We start from the raw sequence: 23,595 nt of genomic DNA, 5'->3' as shown, positions 1-23,595 counted from the left end.
TTCATTTGCCGTGATCAGCTTATGGCGGGACTTCCACCCGCAGGAATGCGCCCATGCTGGGCGCACACGAAAAAAAAGCAGCCCGAAGGCTGCTTTCTTTCGCGGGATACGCGGCGCGGCTCAGTGCCGGCTGCGGATCTTCGCCAGACGCTGGATCGCCTCGAGCTGCGCCATCGCGGTCGCGAGCTCGGATTGCGCTTTCGCGAGGTCGAGATCCGACTTCGCGTTCTGCAGCGTTTCCTCGGCACGCTTGCGCGCTTCCTCGGCTTTCGCCGCATCGAGGTCCTTGCCGCGGATCGCGGTATCGGCGAGCACCGTCACGGCGCCCGGCTGCACTTCGAGAATGCCGCCCGCGACGAACACGAATTCGTCGTTGCCGCCCTCGACTTCGATGCGCACCGCACCCGGACGAATCCGGGTGATGAGCGGCGTGTGGCCCGGCAGAATGCCCAGCTCACCCGTTTCGCCCGGCAGCGCGACGAATTTCGCCTCGCCCGAGAAGATCTGCTCTTCCGCGCTGACGACGTCTACTTTGATGGTTGCCATATCGACTCCAATCTCATCCACGGGTTGAGCGTATTGCGGCCGACGGTGGCGGCCGGTATGTAAGTCATCGCTGACTTATTGCTCCGGCCGGCACACGCCGGCTTGCGACTCACTCAAGCCGTTACTGGATCTTCTTGGCCTTTTCGAAGGCTTCGTCGATCGTGCCGACCATGTAGAACGCCTGTTCCGGCAGGTGGTCGCACTCGCCGTCGACGATCATCTTGAAGCCGCGGATCGTTTCCTTCAGCGGCACGTACTTGCCCGGCGAGCCCGTGAACACTTCAGCGACGTGGAACGGCTGCGACAGGAAACGCTGGATCTTACGCGCACGCGCGACCGACAGCTTGTCTTCCGGCGACAGTTCGTCCATGCCCAGAATCGCGATGATGTCGCGCAGTTCCTTGTAGCGCTGCAGCGTCTGCTGAACGCGGCGGGTGATCGTGTAGTGCTCTTCGCCGATCACGTTCGGGTCGATCTGGCGCGACGTCGAGTCGAGCGGGTCGACCGCCGGGTAGATACCCAGCGAAGCGATGTCACGCGACAGAACGACGGTTGCGTCCAGGTGGCCGAAGGTGGTCGCCGGCGACGGGTCGGTCAAGTCGTCCGCAGGGACGTACACGGCCTGAACCGACGTAATCGAGCCCTTCTTGGTCGACGTGATGCGCTCTTGCAGCTTGCCCATTTCTTCAGCCAGCGTCGGCTGATAGCCCACTGCCGACGGCATACGGCCGAGCAGTGCCGACACTTCGGTACCGGCCAGCGTGAAACGGTAGATGTTGTCGACGAAGAACAGCACGTCGAGGCCTTCGTCACGGAAGTGCTCGGCCATCGTCAGGCCGGTCAGCGCGACGCGCAGACGGTTGCCCGGCGGCTCGTTCATCTGGCCGTACACCAGCGCGACCTTGTCGAGAACGTTCGAGTCCTTCATTTCGTGGTAGAAGTCGTTCCCTTCACGGGTACGCTCGCCCACGCCCGCGAACACGGAATAACCGCCGTGCTCCTTCGCGATGTTGTTGATGAGCTCCATCATGTTGACGGTCTTGCCCACGCCTGCACCACCGAACAGGCCAACCTTGCCGCCCTTCGCGAACGGGCAGATCAGGTCGATGACCTTGATACCCGTTTCGAGCAGTTCGGTCGACGGCGACAGTTCGTCGAACGCCGGTGCCTTCTGGTGGATCGAACGCGTATGTTCGCTTTCGATCGGGCCGGCTTCGTCGATCGGACGGCCGAGCACGTCCATGATTCGGCCGAGGGTCGGCTTGCCGACCGGCACCGAGATCGGCTTCGCCGTGTTCTTCACGGTCAGGCCGCGGCGCAGGCCGTCGGATGCACCCAGACAGATGGTACGGACCACGCCGTCGCCCAGCTGCTGCTGGACTTCGAGCGTCAGTTCCGAGCCATCGAGAATGAGCGCGTCGTAGATCTTCGGCATGCTGTCGCGCGGGAATTCCACGTCGATAACGGCGCCGATGCACTGTACGATCTTGCCTTCTACCAAAGCAGCAGTACTCATCGCTTTTCCTTTAAATACCTGATTCTTTACTCGCGCAAAGGCGCAGTTGTCGTCCCGGGCGCGCGCTTAAACAGCGGCTGCGCCGCCGACGATCTCCGACAGTTCTTTCGTGATCGCGGCCTGACGGCTCTTGTTGTATACGAGCTGCAGTTCGCTGATCACCGTCTTCGCGTTGTCGGACGCGGCCTTCATCGCGACCATGCGCGCCGATTGCTCGGACGCCATGTTTTCCGCGACGGCCTGGTACACCAGCGCCTCGACGTAGCGCACGAGCAGTTCGTCGACCACTGCCTGCGCGTCCGGCTCGTAGATGTAGTCCCACGACGTCGCCGGCGTACCGTCATCGGCTTCGAAGTGTTCCGACGACAGCGGCAGCAGCTGCTCGATCACGGCTTCCTGCTTCATCGTGTTGACGAAGCGCGTGTAAGCGATATAAACCGCCGACAGCTTGCCTTCCGAGTACAGATCGAGCTGCGTCTTCACGGCGCCGATCAGCTTGTCCAGGTGCGGGGTGTCGCCGAGGTGCACGACCTGCGACATCACCTTCGCGCCGAAGCGGTTCAGGAACCCGAGGCCCTTGCCGCCGATCGCGGTGGCTTCGACCTTCTGGCCCTTCTCTTCCAGCTCCTTGAACTTCTGCACCGTCGCACGCAGCACGTTGGTGTTCAGACCGCCGCACAGCCCCTTGTCCGTCGTGACGAGGATGATGCCGGCCGTCTGCGCGCCGTCGTTCGCCACCATGAACGGGTGGCGGTACTCCGGGTTCGCACGGCTCATGTGCGCGGCGATGGCACGGACCTTGTCTGCATACGGACGAGCGGCGCGCATGCGTTCCTGCGCGCGACGCATCTTCGATGCAGCCACCATCTCCATCGCCTTCGTGATCTTGCGCGTGTTCTGCACGCTCTTGATCTTGCCGCGAATTTCCTTCATTCCAGCCATAGCTTGCTCCTTTGCGCCCCGAGTGAGCGCTTCAGCGCTTTACTCGGGGCTCATGCATCGCTCACCGAAGCGGCGCGGGCGCATCGGCACCCGCGCGGCCTCGGTGTGTCACTCGCGGATCAATAGGCACCGGACTTCTTGAAGGATTCGATCGCCGCGCGCAGCGCGCCTTCGTCGTCCTTCGAGAGATCCTTGGTGTCTTCGATGCGCTTGATGAGGTCAGCGTGGCTGGTCTTCAGGTTGTCGCGCAGGCCCTTCTCGAACGGCAGCACTTGCTTGACGTCGAGATCGTCGAGGTAGCCGTTGTTCGCGGCGTACAGCGACACGGCCAGTTCCCACACCTGCAGCGGCTGGTACTGCGGCTGCTTCAGCAGTTCCGTCACGCGGCGGCCGCGCTCGAGCTGCTTGCGGGTCGCTTCGTCGAGATCCGATGCGAACTGCGCGAATGCGGCCAGTTCACGGTACTGCGCGAGGTCGGTACGGATACCGCCCGACAGCTTCTTCACGACCTTCGTCTGAGCGGCGCCGCCGACGCGCGACACCGACACGCCGGCGTTGATTGCCGGGCGGATGCCTGCGTTGAACAGGTCGGTTTCCAGGAAGATCTGGCCGTCGGTAATCGAGATCACGTTCGTCGGAACGAACGCGGTCACGTCGCCAGCCTGCGTTTCGATGACCGGCAGTGCCGTCAGCGAGCCGCTCTTGCCCTTCACTTCGCCGTTCGTGAACTTCTCGACGTACTCTTCCGACACGCGAGCCGCACGCTCGAGCAGACGCGAGTGCAGATAGAACACGTCGCCCGGGTACGCTTCGCGGCCCGGCGGGCGGCGCAGCAGCAGCGAGATCTGACGGTATGCCCAAGCCTGCTTGGTCAAGTCGTCATAGATGATCAGCGCGTCTTGGCCGCGGTCGCGGAAGTACTCGCCCATCGTGCAGCCGGCGTACGGCGCCAGGTACTGCATCGCGGCGGAATCCGATGCCGAAGCGGCGACGACGATCGTGTATTCCAGCGCGCCCGTTTCTTCGAGCTTGCGCACCACGTTCATGATCGACGAAGCCTTCTGGCCGATCGCGACGTAGATACAGATCAGGTCCTTGCCCTTCTGGTTGATGATCGCGTCGAGCGCCACCGCGGTCTTGCCGCACTGACGGTCGCCGATGATCAGCTCACGCTGGCCACGGCCGATCGGCACCATTGCGTCGATCGACTTGATGCCCGTCTGCACCGGCTGCGACACCGACTTGCGCCAGATCACGCCCGGGGCGATCTTTTCGATCGCGTCGGTCAGCTTCGCGTTGACCGGGCCCTTGCCGTCGATCGGGTTGCCGAGCGCGTCGACCACGCGGCCGACGAGTTCCGGGCCAACCGGGACTTCGAGAATGCGGCCCGTCGTCTTGACGACGTCGCCTTCCGAGATGTGTTCGTATTCGCCGAGAATCACCGCGCCGACCGAGTCGCGCTCGAGGTTCAGCGCGAGACCGAACGTGTTGCCCGGAAACTCGAGCATTTCGCCCTGCATCACGTCCGACAGGCCGTGGATACGCACGATACCGTCGGTCACGGAGATCACGGTGCCCTGGTTGCGAACGTCTGCGCTCGCTTCAAGGCCCTGGATCCGGCTCTTGATCAGCTCGCTGATCTCAGAGGGATTGAGTTGCATTATTCGCTCCTGATAGTCAATTCTGTTGCGTGCCGGCGTGGCGCTCAGGCGGTCAAGGCAGCCTGCATCGATGCGAGGCGCGCGCGAACCGAGGTGTCGAGCACTTCGTCGCCGACCGTCACGCGCACGCCGCCGATCAGCGACGAATCGACTTCGACCGTCGGTTTCAGCTTGCGCTTGAACTTGCGTTCGAGGCCCGAGACGAGACTGTCGAGATCCGCGCCGTTCAGCGGGAACGCGCTCACGATCTCGGCGTCGGCTGCGCCTTCACGTTCGTTCTTGAGCGCCTCGAACTGCTCGGCGATTTCCGGCAGCAGCGCGATGCGATGATTGTCGACCAGCATCTGCACGAAGTTCTTCGCTTCGGCGCCGGCCGCGAGCGGCGACTTCACGGCAGCAAGCAGCAACTCGGCTACTTGCGTGCGCGTCACCTTCGGGCTCGACGCGACCGACAGCACTTCCGGCAGACGCGCAACCTGGGCCAGCTCTTGCACGAGCGTGGACCAGGCGGCGATGTCACCGCCCTCGGCCACGCGGAACAGCGCTTCTGCGTAAGGGCGGGCGATGGTTGCAAGTTCGGCCATGATCAGAGCTCGGCTTTCAGTTGATTCAGCAGTTGGGCGTGGGCCGTTTGATCGACTTCGCGCTTCAGGATCTGCTCGGCGCCCTTCACGGCCAGCGCGGCGACTTCACCACGCAGCGCTTCGCGCGCCTTCACGATTTGCTGTTCTGCTTCCGCCTTCGCCTGGGCGACGATGCGGGCGGCTTCAGCCTGGGCGTTGGCCTTGATTTCCTCGGCGACCGCCTGTGCACGCTTTTCGGCGTCGGCGATGCGCTGCTGGCCGTCGTTGCGGGCCTGCGCGAGTTCCTGGTCCACGCGCTTGTGCGCTGCGTCGAGTTCCGCCTTGCCCTTCTCGGCGGCGGCGAGGCCGTCGGCGATCTTCTTCGAACGTTCGTCGAGGGCGTTGATCAACGGCGGCCACACGAATTTCATCGTGAACCACGCGAGGACCAGGAACACGACCATTTGCGCAAACAGAGTTGCGTTGAGATTCACGGTGTTTCCTTATCTGCTATTCCGGAAAAATGAAACGGTAAGGCGCTCATCGAGTTGCATTCGATCAGCGCCCCAAGTCTCCGTTCCGCCCTGCGCCGGCTCGCGCCGGACGCATATTTCCGAGGAACCTTAGCCTGCGAGCTTCGACAGGAGCGGGTTCGCGAACGCGAACAGCATTGCGACACCAACGCCGATCAGGAATGCAGCGTCGATCAGACCAGCCAGCAGGAACATCTTCGTTTGCAGCGGGTTGATGAGTTCCGGCTGACGTGCGCAGGCTTCGATGTACTTGCCACCCATCAGCGCGATACCGATACAGGCGCCGATTGCACCCAGGCCGATGATGATGCCGATACCGATGGCGGTCAGACCCTGGATGTTGGCGATGTAAGCTTGCATGATCACTCCTTTGTGAAAAGACTTGGAACTGAGATTTAAAAAACTAAAACGAAGACTCTTTCTTGCACGCCGCGCTTAGTGCTTGTCGTGCGCCTGGCCGAGATACACCAGCGTCAGCATCATGAAAATGAATGCCTGCAACAGAACAATCAGAATGTGGAAGATTGCCCAGACGCTACCCGCGATCACATGACCAACGAAGCCGAGGAACGTTGCGTCGCCACCGAAGCTCCACATGCTGCCGAGCAGGGCGATCAACAGGAACAACAGCTCACCCGCGTACATGTTGCCGAACAGCCGCATGCCGAGCGAAACGGTCTTTGCAACGTATTCGACGATGTTGAGCGCGAGGTTCGGGATCCACAGCAGCGGGTGGCCGCCGAACGGGGCCGACAGCAGCTCATGCGCAAAGCCGCCCGCGCCCTTGATCTTGATGCTGTAGTAGATCATCAGGACGAACACGCCGAGCGCGATGCCGAGCGTGCCGTTCAGGTCGGCCGTCGGGACGATGCGATGGTGGGAAATCACGTCCGACAGACCGAGCAGGCCGATCACGCGGCCCGGCAGGTCGACCGGGAGGAAGTCGAGGGAGTTCATCAGCGCGACCCACACGAACACCGTGAGGGCGAGCGGCGCGATGAAGGTACGATTGCCGTGGACGATGGCCTTCGACTGGTCTTCGACCATTTCGACGAGCATCTCGATCGCGCATTGGAAACGGCCCGGCACGCCCGACGTCGCCTTGCGGGCGGCCAGACGCAGCAGGATGATCGTCACGATGCCGCAAACGATCGACCAGAACAGCGTGTCGAGATTCCAGACGTGGATGTCGAAAATCGACGTCTGATGCGAGGTGGAGAAATTCTGCAAGTGGTGCGCAATGTACTCGGACGGATCCGGACCGCGCGTGCCTTCGCTAGCTGCCATATCGTTAATGCCACCCAAATTGTCGAAAATCGTTTTGCCCGTTCCGCAACACGCTATTGCGGGAACGAGCCGGTGCGGTTCGTTGTCGAAACCGCACGCTGCTTGTTCCTTACCGCCAGGCCAGCGCGATCCAGTACGTCTTCAGCACGACGAGGTACGTGACGAGGAACGGCACCCAGTGCACGCCGGCCCAGCCGAACGCCACTGCGGTGAACATCCCGATCGTCAGGGCTAGCTTCAGGGCTTCGCCCATCACCCAGCTCATCACGGTGGCCGAGCCACCGGCCTTCAGTCGCGCCACGAATACCGCACTTGGCACCCAGCCGATCGCTCCGCCCAGAAACGCGGATTGCGCAGCGGCGCCCGGCGACTTCGAAAACAGCCACCACGCCAGCGTTGCAACCAGGGACAGGGCCACTTGCGCGAACACCACCTTGTAGGGGGTCACGCGCGAGGGCTTGCTCACGTTCGGGCCGAACAGCCTTTCGGCCTCGGCCCGCGTCAGCGGAACGATGTTGTTATCTTGTTGCTCGACATCCCAGTCATCGTCGGATTCACGCCGCTCGCCGGCCGCCGAAGCGGTGCGTTGCGTGCGCTGATCATCGTGCCTGTCGTCCGGCGCCTGACCCGCCATCGCAATCTTCCGCAGAATCCCTGAACCCGACCCCAAGCTTTCTGAAAGCTTTCAGGGGTGCCTAGCTAACAAATCCGGGCGATTGTAAGCGATAGTTGCAAGTGATTCAAGGCTTTAGACGCGACAAAAACCTGCATAAAACGACGCCTCATGATGTGAAAAAACACCCGATTCGACGACGTACGATGACAGTTGTAAGGTCGATTTTTTGCACCGGTATTTCTTGCGCGAAAAAGTCCGGCGACGGCGGAAATGACGGGAAGCGATGCCCGGCGCAGGCCGGGAGGAAGCGGCGCGATCGCCGCCGCGAATGCGCTGCAATGCAGCCGTCGGGAACAGCTCGGTGCGACGCTGCGGAAGGAACACGACATCGTGACCGAACCGCCGCACGCGACGCGCGAAATTCGACCGGATGTTCGCGCATCGATTCATCCAATCAGTTGTCGCGCCGCCACAGAGGTTCGATTGTAGGTTGCAGCACTTATCAACAGCCGTCGATCACCCCGAACGCTGTGCGCCCTGCCACTGCCCGAACGATACGCCTGTGCCGCACACACCGGCCTCGCTCAACCGTGCATGAGCAGCCATGCGCCGAGCGCCGCGCTCACCAGCGCGAACGGAATCGAAACGAGGTGGAACGGCAGCCACATGCGTGGCTCCTTCGCGAGACGCACCGCGATCAGGTTCGCGAGCGAGCCGATCGCGAAGCCGAAGCCACCGACCGATACGCCGAATGCAAGCGCGCGCCAGTCATGCGTGAATTCCGACAGCAGGATCGCGGCCGGCACGTTGCTGATCGCCTGTGACAGCACGGCGCCGGCGACATAGACGCGCAGCGGCGAATCGAGCTGCGCGTGCGCAATCGCGTCGTGCACGACGGGCAGCGCAGCCGCGCTGCGCAATACGACGAACATCAGCACGAAGATCAGCAGGAGCAGCCAGTCGATCTTCAGGACTGCGTCGCGTTTGACGGCCAGCAGCACGATCGCGACGCCGACGAGGCCCGGCAGCGGATGATGCGCATCGGCGAGCAGCACGAACGCGGCGAACAGCACCGCCGCGATCAGCGCGTGCATGCGTTGTACGGGGAAGGCGGCAGCATCGCCGGACAGGTCGAGCGGCTTCGCGCGAAACATCAGTGCAGTCAGCACGAGCAGCAGCGCCATCGTCGCGACGGCGAGCGGCCCGAGCGTGACCACGAAGCGGCCGAACGACACGCCGCTCAATTGCCACAGGAAAAGATTCTGCGGATTGCCGAGCGGTGTCGCAACGGACCCCGCGTTGACAGCCAGCGCGACGACGATCACGAGCCGCCGGAACGGCAGCGGTGTCAGCGCGCGCAGCGACACCATCAACGGCACGACGACGAACAGCGCGACGTCGTTGGTGAGCCACATCGACAACACCGCGGCGAAGCCGACGAGCAGCATCGCGAGCCCGCGCTCGGAGTGCACGTGATGCACGATGCGATGTGCGAGCCACATCAGGCAGCCGGACAGCTCGAGCGCCTTGGTCAGCATCAGCAGGCCAGCGAGCGTCGCGACCGTCTGCCAGTCGACGCGATCGGCGAGCACCCAAAATGGTTGCGGACGCACCCATTGCAGCACGATCAGGCCAAGCGCGAGCACCGACAGTACCGGTTCCTGCGCAAGCCAGCCGAGCCACCGGCGCGGCGCCGGTGTGCCCATCTGTTCCATGGATTGCCCGTTACTCTTCGGTCGCGACGTTGCCGCGCAGTCGCGCGAGAATGCCCTCGAGCGCGTCGAGGTTGCCGAAGTCGATCAGCACCTGCCCTCGCCCGCGGCGGCCGAGCTTGATCTTCACCGTCGATGCGAGCAGGTCGGACAACTCCTCTTCGAGGCGACGCGTATCGCGGCCGCCATCGTCCTTCGCACGCGCCTTCACGGCCGGCGCTTCCTTCGTCGTGTGCGCGACGAGCTTCTCGGTCTCGCGCACCGACATGCGCTTGTTGACCACCTGATGCGCGAGCGTGATCTGCGTGGCCGCATCGACCGCGAGCAGCGCGCGTGCGTGCCCCATGTCGAGATCGCCGGCCAGCAGCATCGTCTGCACCGGCGACGCGAGGTTCAGCAGGCGCAGCAGGTTCGACACCGCGCTGCGCGAACGGCCGACCGATTCGGCGGCCTGCTCGTGCGTGAAACCGAACTCGTCGAGCAGGCGCTGGATACCATGCGCCTCTTCGAGCGGATTCAGATCCTCGCGCTGGATGTTCTCGATCAGCGCCATCGCGGCGGCAGCCTGATCGGATACGTCCTTCACGAGCACCGGCACTTCATCGAGGCCGGCCAGACGCGCGGCACGGAAACGCCGCTCGCCCGCGATGATCTCGTATTTGTCTGATGAAATGGGCCGTACCAGGATCGGCTGCATCACGCCCTGCGCGCGAATGCTTGCCGCGAGCTCCTGCAGGCTGCCCTCGTCCATCCGCGTGCGCGGCTGGTACTTGCCGGCTTGCAGCTTGCCGAGCGCGAGCGTGTTCGGCGCCCCTTCGATCTTCACCGCTTCGGTGATATCGGCACTGCCGCCGAGCAGCGCTTCGAGGCCACGTCCCAAGCCCTTCTTCTTTGGTACCGCGTTCATGTCTTTCTTCCTCGCTTCGCTCATGTCCGGATCACGACACCTCGAACGCGCGCACGCGCTCGATCATCTCGGCACCGAACTGGATATACGCCTGCGCGCCGCGCGAACTGCGGTCGAACACGACGCCCGGCAACCCGTAGCTCGGCGCTTCGGCCAGGCGCACGTTGCGCGGAATCACCGCGTCGAACACCTTGTCGCCAAAGTGCGCCTTCAGTTGATCGGAGACTTGCTGCTGCAGTGTGATGCGCGGATCGAACATCACGCGCAGCAGGCCGATGATCTTCAGGTCGCGGTTCATGTTCGCGTGAACCTGCTTGATCGTGTTGACGAGGTCCGACAGCCCTTCCAGTGCGAAGTACTCGCACTGCATCGGGATCACGACGCCATGCGCCGCGCACAGCCCGTTCAGCGTCAGCAGCGACAGCGTCGGCGGGCAATCGATCAGCACGAAATCGTAGTCGTCGGCCACGCGCTCGAGCGCGGCCTTCAGGCGGCGCTCGCGGTTGTCGATGCTAATCAGTTCGATCTCGGCACCGGACAGCTCGCGGTTCGCGGGAAGCACGTCGTAAGTGACGCCTTCCGGACGCACACGCGCATCGGCCACCGACACGCCGTCGACTAGCACTTCGTACACGGTCGCTTCGCAGGCGGCCTTGTCGATCCCGCTGCCCATCGTCGCGTTGCCCTGCGGGTCGAGATCGATCAACAGGACTCGTTGCTTCTGCGCTGCAAGGCTTGCGGCGAGATTGACCGATGTCGTCGTCTTGCCGACGCCCCCCTTCTGGTTCGCAACGCAGAAGATCTTTGCCATCGTTGGTGTGTTCCCTTTACCTTCAAACAAACGGCGCGCTACCGCGCGCCTTCAATTCGCGTCGTCGACGGCCACTTCGAACAGATGCCGCTCCGCATCGAGCATCGGCACCGCCAGCCGGATCGTCTGCTTCACGCGGCTGCCTTCCGGCAACCGCGCAATCTCGTCATCCGGATGAACGCCCTTCATCGCCCAGATCGCCCCGCCCGGCGCGACCAGATGTCGAGCAAGTTTAACGAAGTCGGACAGGTCCGCGAAGGCGCGGGATACGATCATGTCGAATTTTTCCGGCACTTCGACACCCGGCTGCAACGACTCGACCCGCCCGGTGACGACCGACAGGTTCGCGAGTTTCAGCTCCGCGCGCATCTGCGTCTGGAACGCAGACTTCTTCTGCACGATATCGTTCAGCGTGACCTGCCAGCCCGGCTCGACGATCGCCAGCACGATACCGGGCAGCCCGCCGCCCGAGCCGACGTCGAGCACGCGTGCCGACGTACGACCGCGCAGATGCGGGACGATGGAAAGCGAATCGAGGATGTGCTGGATTAGCATCTGCTTCGGGTCGCGGATCGCGGTCAGGTTGTAGACCGCGTTCCACTTGCCGAGCAGCGCAACATAGTCGAGCAGCTGGTTGCGTTGTGTATCCGTCAGCGTGAGGTCGAGTGCTGCCGTACCTTCGACGAGCATCTGTTCCAGTACGTCCCGATTAACCGCCGGCGCGCGACGCGCCGTCATTGTTGCGTCGGGACGCTGCCGTCCCCCTGCTCCGCGGCTTCCGCGACCGTGCCGTTACGGCGGCCCAGGCCGCGACGCTTCAGATGCACCATCAGCAGCGAGATTGCCGCCGGCGTGACGCCGGAAATGCGCGACGCCTGCCCGATCGTTTCCGGCCGGAACTCGTTGAGCTTCTGGCTCACCTCGAACGACAGGCCGCGAACGTCGCGGTAATCGATACCGTCCGGTAGGCGCGTGTTCTCATTCGCGTCGTTGCGCTCGATCTCGGATGCCTGGCGCTCGATATAGCCCTGATACTTGATGCCGATTTCGACCTGCTCCTTGATCTGCTCGAGCAGCACCGGATCGTCGGTCAACGGCTCCGCAGGGCCGCACTCGCCGCCCTTCAGCCCGCACACACCGTCGTAGCTCACGCCCGGCCGGCGCAGTAGCTCGGCGAGGCTGTATTCGTGATCGATCGCCTTGCCGAGGAGCGCGGTCGCCTCTTCCGCCGGCAGTGTCTTCGGCGTCACCCACGTCGATTTCAGGCGTTCGGTTTCACGTGAAACAGCGTCACGCTTCCGGCTGAAGGCGTCCCAGCGTGCGTCGTCGACCAGTCCAAGCTCGCGGCCGATCTCGGTCAGGCGCATGTCGGCGTTGTCTTCGCGCAGGCTCAGACGATACTCGGCCCGGCTCGTGAACATCCGGTACGGCTCGGCAACGCCACGCGTGACGAGATCGTCGACCAGCACACCCAGATAGGCTTGATCGCGGCGCGGGCACCACGCGTCCTTTTCCTGCACGTAGCGGCCCGCATTGAGGCCGGCCAGCAGACCCTGCGCAGCCGCTTCCTCGTAGCCGGTCGTACCGTTGATCTGGCCCGCAAAGAACAGCCCGTTGATCGCCTTCGTCTCGAGCGACGCCTTCAGCGCGCGCGGGTCGAAATAGTCGTATTCGATCGCGTAACCGGGGCGCAGGATATGCGCGTTCTCGAGGCCGCGCATCGAATGCACGAGCTCGAGCTGGACGTCGAACGGCAGGCTGGTCGAGATCCCGTTCGGATAGAACTCGTTGGTCGTCAGCCCTTCCGGCTCCAGGAAGATCTGGTGCGATTCCTTCGACGCGAACCGGTGGATCTTGTCCTCGATCGACGGGCAATAGCGCGGCCCGACCCCTTCGATCACGCCCGTATACATAGGCGAACGATCGAGACCGCCGCGAATGATGTCGTGCGTGCGCTCGTTCGTATGCGTCACCCAGCACGGCAGCTGTTGCGGATGCTGCTCCGCGCGGCCCAGGAACGAGAATACGGGGATCGGATCGAGGTCGCCCGGCTGCTCGTCGAGCTTCGAGAAGTCGATCGTGCGACCGTCGATACGCGGCGGCGTACCGGTCTTCAGCCGGCCCTGCGGCAGCTTCAGCTCCTTCAGGCGCGACGACAGCGACACGGCCGCCGGATCGCCCGCGCGGCCGCCCGTGTAGTTGTTCAGGCCAACGTGGATCTTGCCGTCGAGGAACGTACCAGCCGTCAGCACGACTGCGCGAGCGCGGAAGCGGATGCCGATCTGCGTGACGGCGCCCACCACGCGGTCGCCTTCGACCATCAGGTCGTCGACGGCCTGCTGGAACAGCCACAGGTTCGGCTGATTTTCGAGCCGATGGCGGATCGCGGCCTTGTACAGGATACGATCGGCCTGCGCACGTGTCGCGCGCACGGCTGGGCCTTTCGACGAATTGAGGATCCGGAACTGAATACCGCTTTCGTCCGTCGCGGCGGCCATTGCGCCGCCCAACGCGTCGACTTCCTTGACCAGATGGCCCTTGCCAATGCCGCCGATCGACGGATTGCAGCTCATCTGCCCGAGCGTTTCGATGTTGTGGGTCAGCAGCAGTGTCTTTGCGCCCATACGGGCGGACGCCAGCGCGGCTTCCGTGCCGGCATGACCGCCACCGACGACGATGACGTCAAATTCTGTGGGAAAAAGCATGGTGGATTCCGTACGCAGAGCAGCGCACGAACCTATCTGAGAAATGTATGGGCCGAATTATAGCGGGTTCGCTTTTCACTCGAAGGCCGTCCGAATGGTAGGGTCTGTGCATTTCGGCGATTTTTTGCTGGGGGCGGGCGAATTTGGTGTGCCGGGCCGACTTCGGCGGCACTCACAACCGGTTAAACGCGCGTCATCTTGCCTGTGCCAAGCCGGTTAATCGCCACGCCAGCATGCGCGGAACCTCTGACTTCACCGATGTCTGTGCCCAGCGCGACATCCTGTTCCCCTCTTCTACACAGCATTTCTGAAGGTCGTCCGGTGACTTGTCCCCTGAAGCGCAACACATCGTCGACCTGTGGAGCAAGCCTGCGCGGCATCTGCACAGAGCTTCCGACTATTCCTGCTCGACTTATCCTCCGGTTCCGAACCAGCGATGCATCGAAACCTCGCGATCTCGCAAAACAAAAACGGCGTGTTTCACGTGAAACACGCCGCTCGTTCCCCACCACCCCCTCGACGATCAAGCCGTCTTTTTCGCCAGCCCGAGATATGTCTCGATCACACGCGGATTCCGGGCGAGCTCGGCCGCAGGCCCTTCCAGTGCAAATTCGCCCGTCTCCAGCACGTAACCGTAGTCAGAAATCTGCAGCGCCGCCCGTGCATTCTGCTCGATCAGCAGCGTCGCCACGCCGGTACCGCGCAACGCGCTGATGATATGAAAGATCTCCTTCACGATCAGCGGCGCCAGCCCAAGGCTCGGCTCGTCGAGCATCAGCAGGTCGGGCTTGCCCATCAGCGCACGTCCGACCGCCAACATTTGCCGCTCGCCGCCCGACAGCGTACCGGCCGCCTGCCTGCGGCGCTCCTTCAGCCGCGGAAACAGCGCGAATACGTGATCGAGCTGGTCGAGGAAGTTCGCTTCCCCTGCCTGCTTGCGCCGATATGCGCCCAATATGAGGTTGTCCTCGACCGTCATCGTGCCGAACAGCTCGCGCTTCTCCGGTACGAGACACATCCCGCGCGCGACGCGCTGCTCGACCGGCAGCGCACCGACATCGCTGCCGCGATACACGACCGCGCCCGACGCGTGCCCCGTTATCGGCAGCGCGCCCATGATCGCGTTCAGCAGCGTCGATTTACCGGCCCCGTTCGGACCGATCACGCTGACGATCTGCCCCGCTCCGACCTTGATGGCGGCACCATGCAGCGCCTCTACCTTCCCGTACCGCACCGCCAGGCCGCGTACTTCGAGAATCGGCATCGTCGTGTCCGTCATCACTCCACCCCGCCCAGGTACGCTTCGAGCACGGCCGGATCCTGCTGCACATCCTGCGGCAGCCCTTCCGCGATCCGCGTACCGAACTCCATCACCACCAGCCGGTCGGTGAGGTTCATCACGAAATCCATGTCATGTTCCACGAGCAACACGCTCATGCCTTCGGCCTTCAGCCGCCGCAGCAGGTCGGCGAGTTGCTGCTTCTCCTGGTAACGCAGGCCGGCAGCGGGCTCGTCGAGCAGCAGCAATGTCGGATCGCAGCACAGCGCCCGTGCGATTTCGAGAATCCGCTGCTGACCGAGCGCAAGGCTGCCCGCTTCGTCGTACATGTGCTTCTCGAGCCCGACGCGGCAGATCTGGCGTGCGGCTTCGGCCAGCAACTGCGCTTCCTCGTGCGCATTGAGCCGCGCGATGCTGCGCCACACGCCCGTATGACCGCGCAGATGGGCGCCGATCGCGACGTTCTCGAGCACCGTCATCGCCGGCAACAGCTTCACGTGCTGGAACGTGCGACCGATGCCGCGACGGACCACCTGACGCGACGTCAGCCCGTCGATGCGCTCGCCGCGAAACGTGATCGCACCGCCGGTCGGCTTCAGCACGCCGGTCACGAGATTGAACGTGGTCGATTTGCCCGCGCCGTTCGGGCCGATCAGCCCGACGATCTGCCCCGCTTTCACGTCGAAGCTGACGTCGTTGACGGCCACGAGCCCGCCGAACTGCTTGCGCGCGCCGTCGACGACGAGCAGCGGTTCGCCGGGCACGGGCTTCGCGCGCTGCGGCAGCGGGTCGGCCTGCTCCGGCACATGCGCGCGCGGCCCGCGCGGGAACAGCCTCGCGACGAACGGCCATACGCCCTGGCGCGCGTACTGCAGCAGCAGCACCATCAGTACGCCGAACACGATGATCTCGAAGTTGCCTTCCGAACCGAGCAGCTTCGGCAGCAGCGTCTGCAGGTAGTCCTGCAGCACGGTGAGGATCGCCGCGCCCAGCACCGCGCCCCATACGTGCGACACGCCGCCCACCACCGCCATGAACAGGAATTCGATCCCGTGGTTCAGGCCGAACGGCGTCGGGTTCACCGCGCGCTGCAGGTGCGCGTACAGGAAGCCCGATACCGCCGCGAGCACGGCGGCGTAGACGAAGATCACCACGCGCATCCACGCGGTGTTCACGCCCATCGCCTCGGCCATCACGCCGCCGCCGCGCAGCGCGCGGATCGCGCGGCCGGGTCGGCTGTTGAGCAGGTTCTGCACCGACACGATTGCGGCCAGCACCACGGCCCAGATGAGGAAATACAAGCTGCGGCCGCTGTCGAGCCGGATGCCGAACAGGTTCAGCGCCGGAATCCCGTTGATCCCGTCGTACTTGCCGAGCAGTTCGAGGTTGCCGAACAGATAGAACAGCGCGAGGCCCCACGCGATCGTGCCGAGCGGCAGGAAGTGCCCGGACAGCCGCATCGTCACGGCGCCGAGCATGAGCGCGACGAGCGCCGTCAGCACGACGCCGACGATCAGTGCGAGCCACGGCGACACGCCGTACCGCGTCGTCAGGAACGCGGTCGCATACGCGCCGATGCCGACGAACGCGGCCTGCCCGAAGCTCGTCATCCCGCCGACGCCCGTCAGCAGCACGAGCCCGATCGCGACGATCGCATACAGGCCGATGTAGTTCAGCAGCGTGATCCAGTACTCGGGCACCTGTAGCGCACCGGGCAGCACCGGCAGCGCGAACAGCACGACGAGAAACAGCCAGAAGGTCTTGTTGCGTACCATCGTCTTCATCGCGTCACTCCTCTTCCTCTTCCGCATGCGGCGTCACGAAGCTCCGCCACAGCAGCACCGGAATGATCAGCGTGAACACGATCACCTCCTTGTATGCGCTCGCCCAGAACGACGAATACGATTCGAGCACGCCGACGAGCAGCGAGCCGGCGGCCGCGAGCGGGTAGCTGACGAGCCCGCCGATGATCGCGCCGACGAAGCCCTTCAAGCCGATCAGGAAGCCCGAGTCGTAGTAGATCGTCGTCAGCGGGCCGACGAGGATCCCCGACAGCACGCCGAGCCCTGCCGCGAACGTGAACGCGAGCCGCCCGGCTTCGGTCGTGCCGATGCCGACGAGCCGCGCACCGAGCCGGTTCACCGACGTCGCGCGCAGCGCCTTGCCGGCGATCGTGCGGCCGAAGTACACGTAGAGCGCGCCGATCAGCACGAGCGCCGTGACGACGACCAGGATGCTCTGCACCGATACCGTCATGCTGCCGATCGCGAGCGACGCGTCCGAAAATCCGGCGGTGCGCGAGCCCTCCGCACCGAACATCACGAGGCCGAGGCCGACCATCGCGAAATGGACGGCGACCGACACGATCAGCAGCAGCAGCGTCGTACCTTCGGCGATCGGCTGGTACACGAGCCGGTAGACGAACGGCCCCATCGGCACGACGATCGCGAGCGTCAGCGCGATCTGCGCGAGCATCGGCAACGGCTGCGCGGCAAAGCTGCGCGTGAGCGCGAACACCGCGAGCGGCAGCAGCACGTAGCGGCTCGCCAGCGTCGCGAGCGTGCGGCCGAGCGGGTGACGACGTTCGCGATGGCGGATCAGGCCGCCGACTTCCAGCAGGAAGCACGCAATGCCCATCACGAACAGCAGCCAGCAGGTGGCGGGGAATTTCTGCGCCTGCAACGCGGCCAGCGTCAGCGCACCGTAGGCGACGAATTCGCCCTGGGGAATGAAGATCACCCGCGTGACGGAAAACACCAGCACGAGCGCCAGCGACAACAATGCGTAAATGGCGCCGGTCGTGATGCCGTCTTGCGCGAGGATCGCCGCAATCGAGAGATCCATACGTTTCGTGTATCGAGAGAATGCTGCGGAGAAACGAAAAGCGAAAACGCTCGGGACGCGCGCGAAGCGATCGGCACCTCGCGCGCCATGCGGCGAGCCCCGGCGGTTCCAGGCGGCACGGGTGCGGCCGTCTCAGGCGCGCCACCCCGCCGACGGCACGCGCGGCGCCGTTCGCGCCGCGTGCGCCGGTTTCACGTGATGCTTACTCGGCCTGCAACTTCCACTTGCCGTCGACGATCTGCACCATCACGCGCGCACGCGTGTCGAAGCCGTTGTGATCGGTCGCCGTCATGTTGATCACGCCGTGAGAGACGGGCAGATCCTTCACGCTTTCGAGCGACGCGCGCAGCGCTTCGCGGAACGCCTCGGTGCCCGGCTGGCCCTTCTTCAGCGCTTCCGGGATCGCCCGCTGCAGCAGCAAGCCCGCATCCCACGCATGGCCGCCGAACGTCGACAGCGAACCCGCGCCGTAGGCCTTCTCGTACGCGGCCTTGTAGCCGAGCGCCGGCTTCTTCACCGGATTCGAATCGGGCAATTGGTCGGTCACGAGCACGGGGCCGGCCGGCAGGATCTCGCCTTCGCAATCCTTGCCGCACACGCGCAGGAAATCGTTGTTCGCGACGCCGTGCGTCTGATACACCTTACCCTTGTAGCCGCGCTCCTTCAGCGTCTTGGCCGGCAGCGCCGCCGGCGTGCCCGAGCCCGCGATCAGCACCGCATCCGGGTTCGAGCCCAGCAGCTTCAGCACCTGCCCCATCACCGATGCATCGGTCCGGTTGTAGCGCTCGTTCGACACCAGCTTCAGCCCGTTCTTCGCGGCCGCCGCGTCGAACGTCTTGTACCAGCTGTCGCCATAGGCATCGGCGAAGCCAATGAAACCGACTGTCTTCACGCCGTGCTTCGCCATGTAGCCGGCGATCGCGTCGGCCATCAGCTGATCGTTCTGCGGCACCTTGAACATCCACGCGCGCTTCGCGTCCATCGGCGCGATGATCTGCGCGCTCGCCGCGAGCGAAATCGCCGGCGTCTTGCCCTGCGACACGGGATCGAGCATCGCGAGCGAGTTCGGCGTGACGGAAGAGCCGATGATCGCGTCGACGTGGTCCTCGTCGATCAGCTTGCGCACGTTCTGCACCGCGCGGCTCGTGTCGGAGGCGTCGTCGAGCACGATGTACTGCACGCTCTTGCCCGCGATTTCCTTCGGCAGCAGCGCGATCGTGTTCTTTTCCGGAATCCCGAGCGAGGCGGCCGGGCCCGTAGCCGACAGCGTCACGCCGATCTTGACCTGCGCCGACGCCGTGGCCGCCGCACACACGAGGCCCGCGGCAAGCATGGCCTCCATCCATCGATTCATCTTCATTTACGTTGTCTCCAAACGCTGCTCGAAAAAACCACGGGTCGCTCGGGCGGCTCCCGGTCCCCATAAACAAGTTAATATCTTAATTATCTAGTCCATCCGCGCCCATGCTCGTTTTCCCGTGACGCCGCCCCCATGGGCCGCATGCCGGCCGAAACGGTCATTCGGCCATCACGATGCGCAGCAGCAATGTCGTCAGGATGAAGAAAGCGAATAAAGGCGGGATCGCGCGGAAAATCGGTGCGTGCGCAACGATGGCGGAAACGGCCGCCGTACCGGCCCGATGCGGCCCGGTACGCACGCGATGAAACGTCGGAAAACCGGCGGCTCATGACGATGCGGATACGGATGCGAGCACAACGACCCGCGCTGGCGCCGGGGCGCGCATACAGGCCGCAGGACGGCTCGGGAATGCCGCGACGACCCATCGCGCACCCGATGACGAACGAGCGGCGCCCGCCGCCTCTCCTGCCCCGATCCACCGCGCTGCGCTGCTCATCCAACCGTACTCCCTCTTCTGCATTGTGCGTGTAGGAGAACTGCCGACCGATTTTCCCGACCGCACGGTCGGCGAAAGCCGAGTGTAACGGACGCCTTTCGCGCACGCCAACCGGGTAAGCCCGAAGCGCCTGTGCGGGATTGCGCATCGTGTGTTAACGATCGCGGAAAGGGAAAAACGGGGGGACGCGGCGAAGCGCGGAAAAGACGCGGTGCGAATGCAAACGCGGAAGATGGCCGTCACGCGGGCCGATGCACCATCGATGGAATCCGTGCACGGAAATGAAAAAGCGCTGTTGGATTCCGTCCAACAGCGCTTTGGGGTCCGGGCACTTTGTGCCTCGATTGTCTCCTCGTTCTCCACCTGCAAATTCGTTTCGCGGTGCATCAGAACTAAGGCGAATCTTAAAGAGGCTTAAGCACCACGACAACTTAGCATTTACCCCTATGGTGCATCGCCGCACGAAAATGGGGCACCAGCCTGCCGCGCGGCGCCTGCCCGAACCCGCCGCAACGCCCTTGCCGGACGCGCCGGATGGTGCTTCGCATCAACGCGCGGCGTTGCGCACGGCCTGCTCACGACGAGGCTCTCAACGGCTTGATCCGCGCGACCATCTCGCCGACGATGCCGCGCCGGAAGGCCAGCACGCATGCGATGAAGATCAGCCCGGTGACGATCGTCGCCGATTCGCCGAGCGAATGGAACCACGCGACGCCCGTCGTCGACGCGAGCCATTCGCCGATGTCGCCGAGCCGGTCCTCCAGCGCCACGATCAGCGCGGCGCCCAGCAGCGGCCCGAACAGCGTGCCCATCCCGCCGACGAGCGTCATCAGCACGACGAGGCCCGACATCGTCCAGTACGCGTCCGACAGCGTCTCGAAGCCGAGCACGAGCACCTTCAGCGAGCCGGCCAGCCCCGCGAGCGCGGCCGACAGGATGAACGCGAGCAGCTTGAAGCGGTCGGTGTCGTAGCCGAGCGAGATCGCGCGCGCTTCGTTCTCCTTGATGGCGACGAGCACCTGGCCGAACGGAGAATGGACGACCCGCACGATGAACGCGCACGCGGCGACGACCACCGCCAGCACGACGTAGTACAGCGCGACGTCGTTCGACAGGTCGAGCAGCCCGAACAGGCGGCCGCGCGGCACGCCCTGCAGGCCGTCCTCGCCGTGCGTGAACGGCGCCTGCAGATAGATGAAGTAGACCATCTGCGCGAACGCGAGCGTGATCATCGCGAAGTAGATGCCCTGCCGGCGGATCGCGAACAGCCCGACGACGAGCCCGAGCAGCGTCGCGACGACGGTGCCGGCCAGCACGCCGAGCTCCGGCGTGAAACCGAACGTCTGCATCGAATAGCCGGTCACATAACCGGCCGTCGCGAGGAACATCGCATGGCCGAACGACAGCAGCCCCGTATAGCCGATCAGCAGGTTGAACGCGGCCGCGAACAGCGCGAAGGCGAGCACCTTCATCACGAACACCGGATACGCGCCGATGAATGGCGCGGCGAGCAGTGCGGCGAGCAGCACGCCGTAGAGCACTTTTCTCTGCATCATTTTTCCTTGCCGAAGAGGCCCGCCGGGCGGAACAGCAGCACGATCGCCATGATCACGAACACGACGGTGGCCGACGCTTCGGGATAGAACACGCGCGTGAAGCCCTCGATCACGCCGAGCATCAGGCCCGTGACGATCGAGCCGAGGATCGAGCCCATCCCGCCGATCACGACCACCGCGAACACGGTGATGATCATCGGCTGGCCCATCAGCGGCGACACCTGGATCACCGGCGCGGCCAGCACGCCCGCGAACGCGGCGAGCGCGACGCCGAAGCCGTAGGTGAGCGTGATCATCATCGGCACGTTCACACCGAACGCCTCGACGAGCTTCGGGTTCTCGGTGCCCGCGCGCAGGTACGCGCCGAGCCGCGTCTTCTCGATCACGAACCACGTCGCGAGGCACACCGCGAGCGACGCGACGACGACCCACGCGCGATAGTTCGGCAGGAACATGAAGCCGAGGTTGGTCGCGCCGGACAACTGCGACGGCACGTCGTACGGCTGGCCGGACGATCCGTAGATCGACCGGAACACGCCTTCGACCACCAGCGTGAGGCCGAACGTGAGCAGCAGCCCGTACAGGTGATCGAGCTTGTACAGCCAGCGCAGCATCGAGCGCTCGATCGCGATCCCGAACGCGCCGACGAGCACCGGCGCGAGCACGAGCATCGCCCAGTACGGCAGCCCGAAATACGACAGGCCCATCCACGCGAGCATCGCGCCCAGCATGAACAGTGCGCCGTGCGCGAAGTTGATCACGTTGAGCAGCCCGAAGATCACCGCGAGCCCGAGGCTCAGGATCGCGTAGAACGAGCCGTTGACGAGGCCGAGCAGCAACTGGCTCAGCATCGCCGGCAACGGAATGCCAAAGATTTCCATCGACTTAGCCGTCAGAATGAGTGTCGTTGCGTGCGCAACCTTCATGCGTCGCGCACGCGGGCGGCGCAGCGGGCACCTCGCCGCAGCCGCCACCGTGCGGCGCGCCCGGGCGCGCCGCTACGCGATGCTTACTTCCACAACGCGCAGCGCGTTTCCTGCTTGGTGCCGAACGCCTGCTCGCCCGGAATCGTCGCGAGCACCTTGTAGTAGTCCCACGGCTCCTTCGATTCCGACGGCTTCTTGACTTCCATCAGGTACATGTCGTGGATCATGCTGCCGTCCTGGCGGATATAGCCCTTCGCGTAGAAGTCGCTGATCTTGATCTTCTTCAGCTCGGCCATCACCTTGTCGGAGTCGGTCGTACCGGCGGCCTGCACGGCCTTCAGGTACGTCGTCACCGACGAGTAGTCGGCCGCCTGAAGGCTCGACGGCATCTTCTTCATCTTGCCGAAGTAGCGCTGCGCCCACTGGCGCGACGCCGCGTCGCGATTCCAGTACCAGCTGTCGGTCAGCACGAGGCCCTGCGTCGTTTCGAGGCCGAGGCTGTGCACGTCGTCGATGAACATCAGCAGCGCGGCGAGCTTCATCGTCTTCGTGATGCCGAACTCCTTCGCGGCCTTGATCGAGTTGATCGTGTCGCCGCCCGCGTTCGCGAGGCCGAGGATCTGCGCCTTCGACGCCTGCGCCTGCAGCAGGAACGACGAGAAATCCGACGCGGACAGCGGGTGACGCACCGCGCCGAGCACCTGGCCGCCGTTCGCCTTCACGACGTCCGACGTGTTCTTCTCGAGCGCCTTGCCGAACGCGTAGTCGGCCGTCAGGAAGAACCAGCTCTTGCCGCCCTGCTTCACCACCGCCGAACCGGTGCCCTTCGCGAGCGCCATCGTGTCGTACGCGTAGTGGACCGTGTACGGCGTGCACTGCTCGTTGGTCAGCGTGTCGGCGCCTGCGCCGATGTTGATGTAGACCTTCTTCTTCTCGGCCGCGACCTGGTTCATCGACAGCGCGGTGGCCGAGTTCGTGCCGCCGACCAGCAGGTCGAGCCCGCCACGGTCCATCCATTCGCGCGCCTTCGACGCGGCGATGTCGGCCTTGTTCTGGTGGTCGGCGTAGACGACCTCGATCGGCTTGCCGAGCACCTTGCCGCCGAAGTCCGCGACCGCCATGCGGATCGCCTCGAGACCGCCCTGCCCGTCGATATCCGCGTAAAGCCCCGACATGTCGGTGATGAAGCCGATCTTCACGGTATCCGCCGCGTGGGCGGCGCCGGCGGTGAACGCGGCGGCCGCGAGCGCGAGACAGGCCTGTGCGAGGGTCTTCATTTTCATTGACGTCTCCTGTTGTTCTGATGCGTTGTGGTTGTTCGAGAGCCGCCACGGC

Annotated in this window: 23 protein-coding genes; all 23 read right to left on the bottom strand. The window is 64.3% G+C overall.

Annotation, left to right across the window (positions count from 1 at the left end; genetic code table 11):
- Positions 1-120 precede the first annotated feature (120 nt).
- The 23 genes from WT24_RS07130 to WT24_RS07030 all read right to left on the bottom strand — a co-directional run bounded on the left by WT24_RS07130 (position 121) and on the right by WT24_RS07030 (position 23,543).
- A complete protein-coding gene (locus WT24_RS07130; protein WP_006477288.1) occupies positions 121-546 on the bottom strand; it encodes a F0F1 ATP synthase subunit epsilon in 426 nt (141 codons plus the stop codon).
- Between the two features lie 121 nt (positions 547-667).
- Positions 668-2,062 carry a F0F1 ATP synthase subunit beta gene (gene atpD / locus WT24_RS07125; RefSeq protein WP_011882816.1) on the bottom strand — a complete coding sequence of 465 codons (1,395 nt, stop codon included), beginning with the start codon at positions 2,060-2,062 and terminating at the stop codon, positions 668-670.
- A gap of 66 nt (positions 2,063-2,128) precedes the next feature.
- On the bottom strand, positions 2,129-3,004 hold the full coding sequence (gene atpG / locus WT24_RS07120; protein ID WP_034209645.1) for a F0F1 ATP synthase subunit gamma: 876 nt from the start codon (positions 3,002-3,004) through the stop codon (positions 2,129-2,131).
- Positions 3,005-3,123: 119 nt separating this feature from the next.
- Complete coding sequence (gene atpA, locus WT24_RS07115) at positions 3,124-4,665, bottom strand: F0F1 ATP synthase subunit alpha (RefSeq protein WP_059503166.1); 1,542 nt, start codon at positions 4,663-4,665, stop codon at positions 3,124-3,126.
- Positions 4,666-4,709: 44 nt separating this feature from the next.
- Entirely contained in the window at positions 4,710-5,249 is a 540-nt protein-coding gene (locus WT24_RS07110) for a F0F1 ATP synthase subunit delta (protein WP_034188172.1), read from the bottom strand.
- Positions 5,250-5,251: 2 nt separating this feature from the next.
- Complete coding sequence (locus WT24_RS07105; protein ID WP_006477283.1) at positions 5,252-5,722, bottom strand: F0F1 ATP synthase subunit B; 471 nt, start codon at positions 5,720-5,722, stop codon at positions 5,252-5,254.
- Positions 5,723-5,851: 129 nt separating this feature from the next.
- Positions 5,852-6,121, bottom strand: coding sequence for a F0F1 ATP synthase subunit C (atpE, locus tag WT24_RS07100; protein ID WP_006482730.1), 270 nt, complete (start codon positions 6,119-6,121; stop codon positions 5,852-5,854).
- A gap of 75 nt (positions 6,122-6,196) precedes the next feature.
- Entirely contained in the window at positions 6,197-7,048 is an 852-nt protein-coding gene (gene atpB, locus WT24_RS07095; protein WP_034209647.1) for a F0F1 ATP synthase subunit A, read from the bottom strand.
- A gap of 109 nt (positions 7,049-7,157) precedes the next feature.
- Positions 7,158-7,682, bottom strand: coding sequence for an ATP synthase subunit I (locus WT24_RS07090; protein ID WP_059503164.1), 525 nt, complete (start codon positions 7,680-7,682; stop codon positions 7,158-7,160).
- 114 nt (positions 7,683-7,796) lie between these two features.
- Positions 7,797-8,114 (bottom strand): hypothetical protein, encoded by a 318-nt coding sequence (locus WT24_RS32315; protein ID WP_257127442.1) that lies wholly within the window; start codon positions 8,112-8,114, stop codon positions 7,797-7,799.
- Between the two features lie 134 nt (positions 8,115-8,248).
- Positions 8,249-9,379, bottom strand: a complete 1,131-nt coding sequence (locus WT24_RS07085; RefSeq protein ID WP_059503162.1) for an SLC13 family permease — start codon at positions 9,377-9,379, stop codon at positions 8,249-8,251.
- Between the two features lie 10 nt (positions 9,380-9,389).
- Positions 9,390-10,283, bottom strand: a complete 894-nt coding sequence (locus WT24_RS07080; protein ID WP_006482728.1) for a ParB/RepB/Spo0J family partition protein — start codon at positions 10,281-10,283, stop codon at positions 9,390-9,392.
- A 31-nt stretch (positions 10,284-10,314) separates the two neighbouring features.
- A complete protein-coding gene (locus tag WT24_RS07075) occupies positions 10,315-11,094 on the bottom strand; it encodes a ParA family protein (protein WP_060032229.1) in 780 nt (259 codons plus the stop codon).
- Between the two features lie 51 nt (positions 11,095-11,145).
- Positions 11,146-11,832: a 16S rRNA (guanine(527)-N(7))-methyltransferase RsmG gene (gene rsmG, locus WT24_RS07070; protein ID WP_059503160.1), complete on the bottom strand. Its 687-nt coding sequence runs from the start codon at positions 11,830-11,832 to the stop codon at positions 11,146-11,148.
- Positions 11,829-13,799, bottom strand: a complete 1,971-nt coding sequence (gene mnmG, locus WT24_RS07065) for a tRNA uridine-5-carboxymethylaminomethyl(34) synthesis enzyme MnmG (protein WP_034209651.1) — start codon at positions 13,797-13,799, stop codon at positions 11,829-11,831. Before mnmG ends, rsmG begins: the two co-directional genes overlap by 4 nt.
- 523 nt (positions 13,800-14,322) lie before the next feature.
- A complete protein-coding gene (locus tag WT24_RS07060; RefSeq protein WP_059503158.1) occupies positions 14,323-15,078 on the bottom strand; it encodes an ABC transporter ATP-binding protein in 756 nt (251 codons plus the stop codon).
- Positions 15,078-16,862 carry an ATP-binding cassette domain-containing protein gene (locus tag WT24_RS07055; protein ID WP_060032226.1) on the bottom strand — a complete coding sequence of 595 codons (1,785 nt, stop codon included), beginning with the start codon at positions 16,860-16,862 and terminating at the stop codon, positions 15,078-15,080. Before WT24_RS07055 ends, WT24_RS07060 begins: the two co-directional genes overlap by 1 nt.
- A 4-nt stretch (positions 16,863-16,866) precedes the next feature.
- Positions 16,867-17,922: a branched-chain amino acid ABC transporter permease gene (locus tag WT24_RS07050; RefSeq protein ID WP_059790463.1), complete on the bottom strand. Its 1,056-nt coding sequence runs from the start codon at positions 17,920-17,922 to the stop codon at positions 16,867-16,869.
- 202 nt (positions 17,923-18,124) lie between these two features.
- Complete coding sequence (locus WT24_RS07045; protein WP_034209654.1) at positions 18,125-19,282, bottom strand: ABC transporter substrate-binding protein; 1,158 nt, start codon at positions 19,280-19,282, stop codon at positions 18,125-18,127.
- 83 nt (positions 19,283-19,365) lie between these two features.
- Entirely contained in the window at positions 19,366-19,926 is a 561-nt protein-coding gene (locus tag WT24_RS34210; protein ID WP_156441762.1) for a hypothetical protein, read from the bottom strand.
- Positions 19,927-20,353: 427 nt separating this feature from the next.
- A complete protein-coding gene (locus tag WT24_RS07040) occupies positions 20,354-21,331 on the bottom strand; it encodes a branched-chain amino acid ABC transporter permease (RefSeq protein WP_059503390.1) in 978 nt (325 codons plus the stop codon).
- Complete coding sequence (locus WT24_RS07035; protein ID WP_059503148.1) at positions 21,331-22,215, bottom strand: branched-chain amino acid ABC transporter permease; 885 nt, start codon at positions 22,213-22,215, stop codon at positions 21,331-21,333. The genes WT24_RS07040 and WT24_RS07035 overlap by 1 nt, the downstream gene beginning before the upstream one ends.
- A 128-nt stretch (positions 22,216-22,343) precedes the next feature.
- A complete protein-coding gene (locus WT24_RS07030; protein ID WP_059790461.1) occupies positions 22,344-23,543 on the bottom strand; it encodes an ABC transporter substrate-binding protein in 1,200 nt (399 codons plus the stop codon).
- Between the last annotated feature and the right edge of the window lie 52 nt (positions 23,544-23,595).

Source organism: Burkholderia sp. MSMB1078WGS (assembly GCF_001528895.1).
Classification (GTDB): Bacteria; Pseudomonadota; Gammaproteobacteria; order Burkholderiales; family Burkholderiaceae; genus Burkholderia.
Note: the sequence above shows the minus strand (reverse complement) of the source record. Positions and strands in the feature narration are given on the sequence as shown.

Coding starts and splice junctions, on each gene's coding strand:
- WT24_RS07060 (WP_059503158.1), bottom strand. CDS start 15,078: ATGACGGACACGACGATGCCGATTCTCGAAGTACGCGGCCTGGCGGTG.
- atpG (WP_034209645.1), bottom strand. CDS start 3,004: ATGGCTGGAATGAAGGAAATTCGCGGCAAGATCAAGAGCGTGCAGAAC.
- atpB (WP_034209647.1), bottom strand. CDS start 7,048: ATGGCAGCTAGCGAAGGCACGCGCGGTCCGGATCCGTCCGAGTACATT.
- WT24_RS07040 (WP_059503390.1), bottom strand. CDS start 21,331: ATGCAGAGAAAAGTGCTCTACGGCGTGCTGCTCGCCGCACTGCTCGCC.
- WT24_RS32315 (WP_257127442.1), bottom strand. CDS start 8,114: ATGAATCGATGCGCGAACATCCGGTCGAATTTCGCGCGTCGCGTGCGG.
- WT24_RS07050 (WP_059790463.1), bottom strand. CDS start 17,922: ATGGATCTCTCGATTGCGGCGATCCTCGCGCAAGACGGCATCACGACC.
- WT24_RS07085 (WP_059503162.1), bottom strand. CDS start 9,379: ATGGAACAGATGGGCACACCGGCGCCGCGCCGGTGGCTCGGCTGGCTT.
- WT24_RS07090 (WP_059503164.1), bottom strand. CDS start 7,682: ATGGCGGGTCAGGCGCCGGACGACAGGCACGATGATCAGCGCACGCAA.
- WT24_RS07075 (WP_060032229.1), bottom strand. CDS start 11,094: ATGGCAAAGATCTTCTGCGTTGCGAACCAGAAGGGGGGCGTCGGCAAG.
- WT24_RS07130 (WP_006477288.1), bottom strand. CDS start 546: ATGGCAACCATCAAAGTAGACGTCGTCAGCGCGGAAGAGCAGATCTTC.
- WT24_RS34210 (WP_156441762.1), bottom strand. CDS start 19,926: ATGCGCAATCCCGCACAGGCGCTTCGGGCTTACCCGGTTGGCGTGCGC.
- WT24_RS07030 (WP_059790461.1), bottom strand. CDS start 23,543: ATGAAAATGAAGACCCTCGCACAGGCCTGTCTCGCGCTCGCGGCCGCC.
- atpA (WP_059503166.1), bottom strand. CDS start 4,665: ATGCAACTCAATCCCTCTGAGATCAGCGAGCTGATCAAGAGCCGGATC.
- WT24_RS07055 (WP_060032226.1), bottom strand. CDS start 16,862: ATGAAGACGATGGTACGCAACAAGACCTTCTGGCTGTTTCTCGTCGTG.
- mnmG (WP_034209651.1), bottom strand. CDS start 13,799: ATGCTTTTTCCCACAGAATTTGACGTCATCGTCGTCGGTGGCGGTCAT.
- atpE (WP_006482730.1), bottom strand. CDS start 6,121: ATGCAAGCTTACATCGCCAACATCCAGGGTCTGACCGCCATCGGTATC.
- WT24_RS07110 (WP_034188172.1), bottom strand. CDS start 5,249: ATGGCCGAACTTGCAACCATCGCCCGCCCTTACGCAGAAGCGCTGTTC.
- WT24_RS07080 (WP_006482728.1), bottom strand. CDS start 10,283: ATGAACGCGGTACCAAAGAAGAAGGGCTTGGGACGTGGCCTCGAAGCG.
- atpD (WP_011882816.1), bottom strand. CDS start 2,062: ATGAGTACTGCTGCTTTGGTAGAAGGCAAGATCGTACAGTGCATCGGC.
- WT24_RS07045 (WP_034209654.1), bottom strand. CDS start 19,282: ATGAAGATGAATCGATGGATGGAGGCCATGCTTGCCGCGGGCCTCGTG.
- rsmG (WP_059503160.1), bottom strand. CDS start 11,832: ATGACGGCGCGTCGCGCGCCGGCGGTTAATCGGGACGTACTGGAACAG.
- WT24_RS07035 (WP_059503148.1), bottom strand. CDS start 22,215: ATGGAAATCTTTGGCATTCCGTTGCCGGCGATGCTGAGCCAGTTGCTG.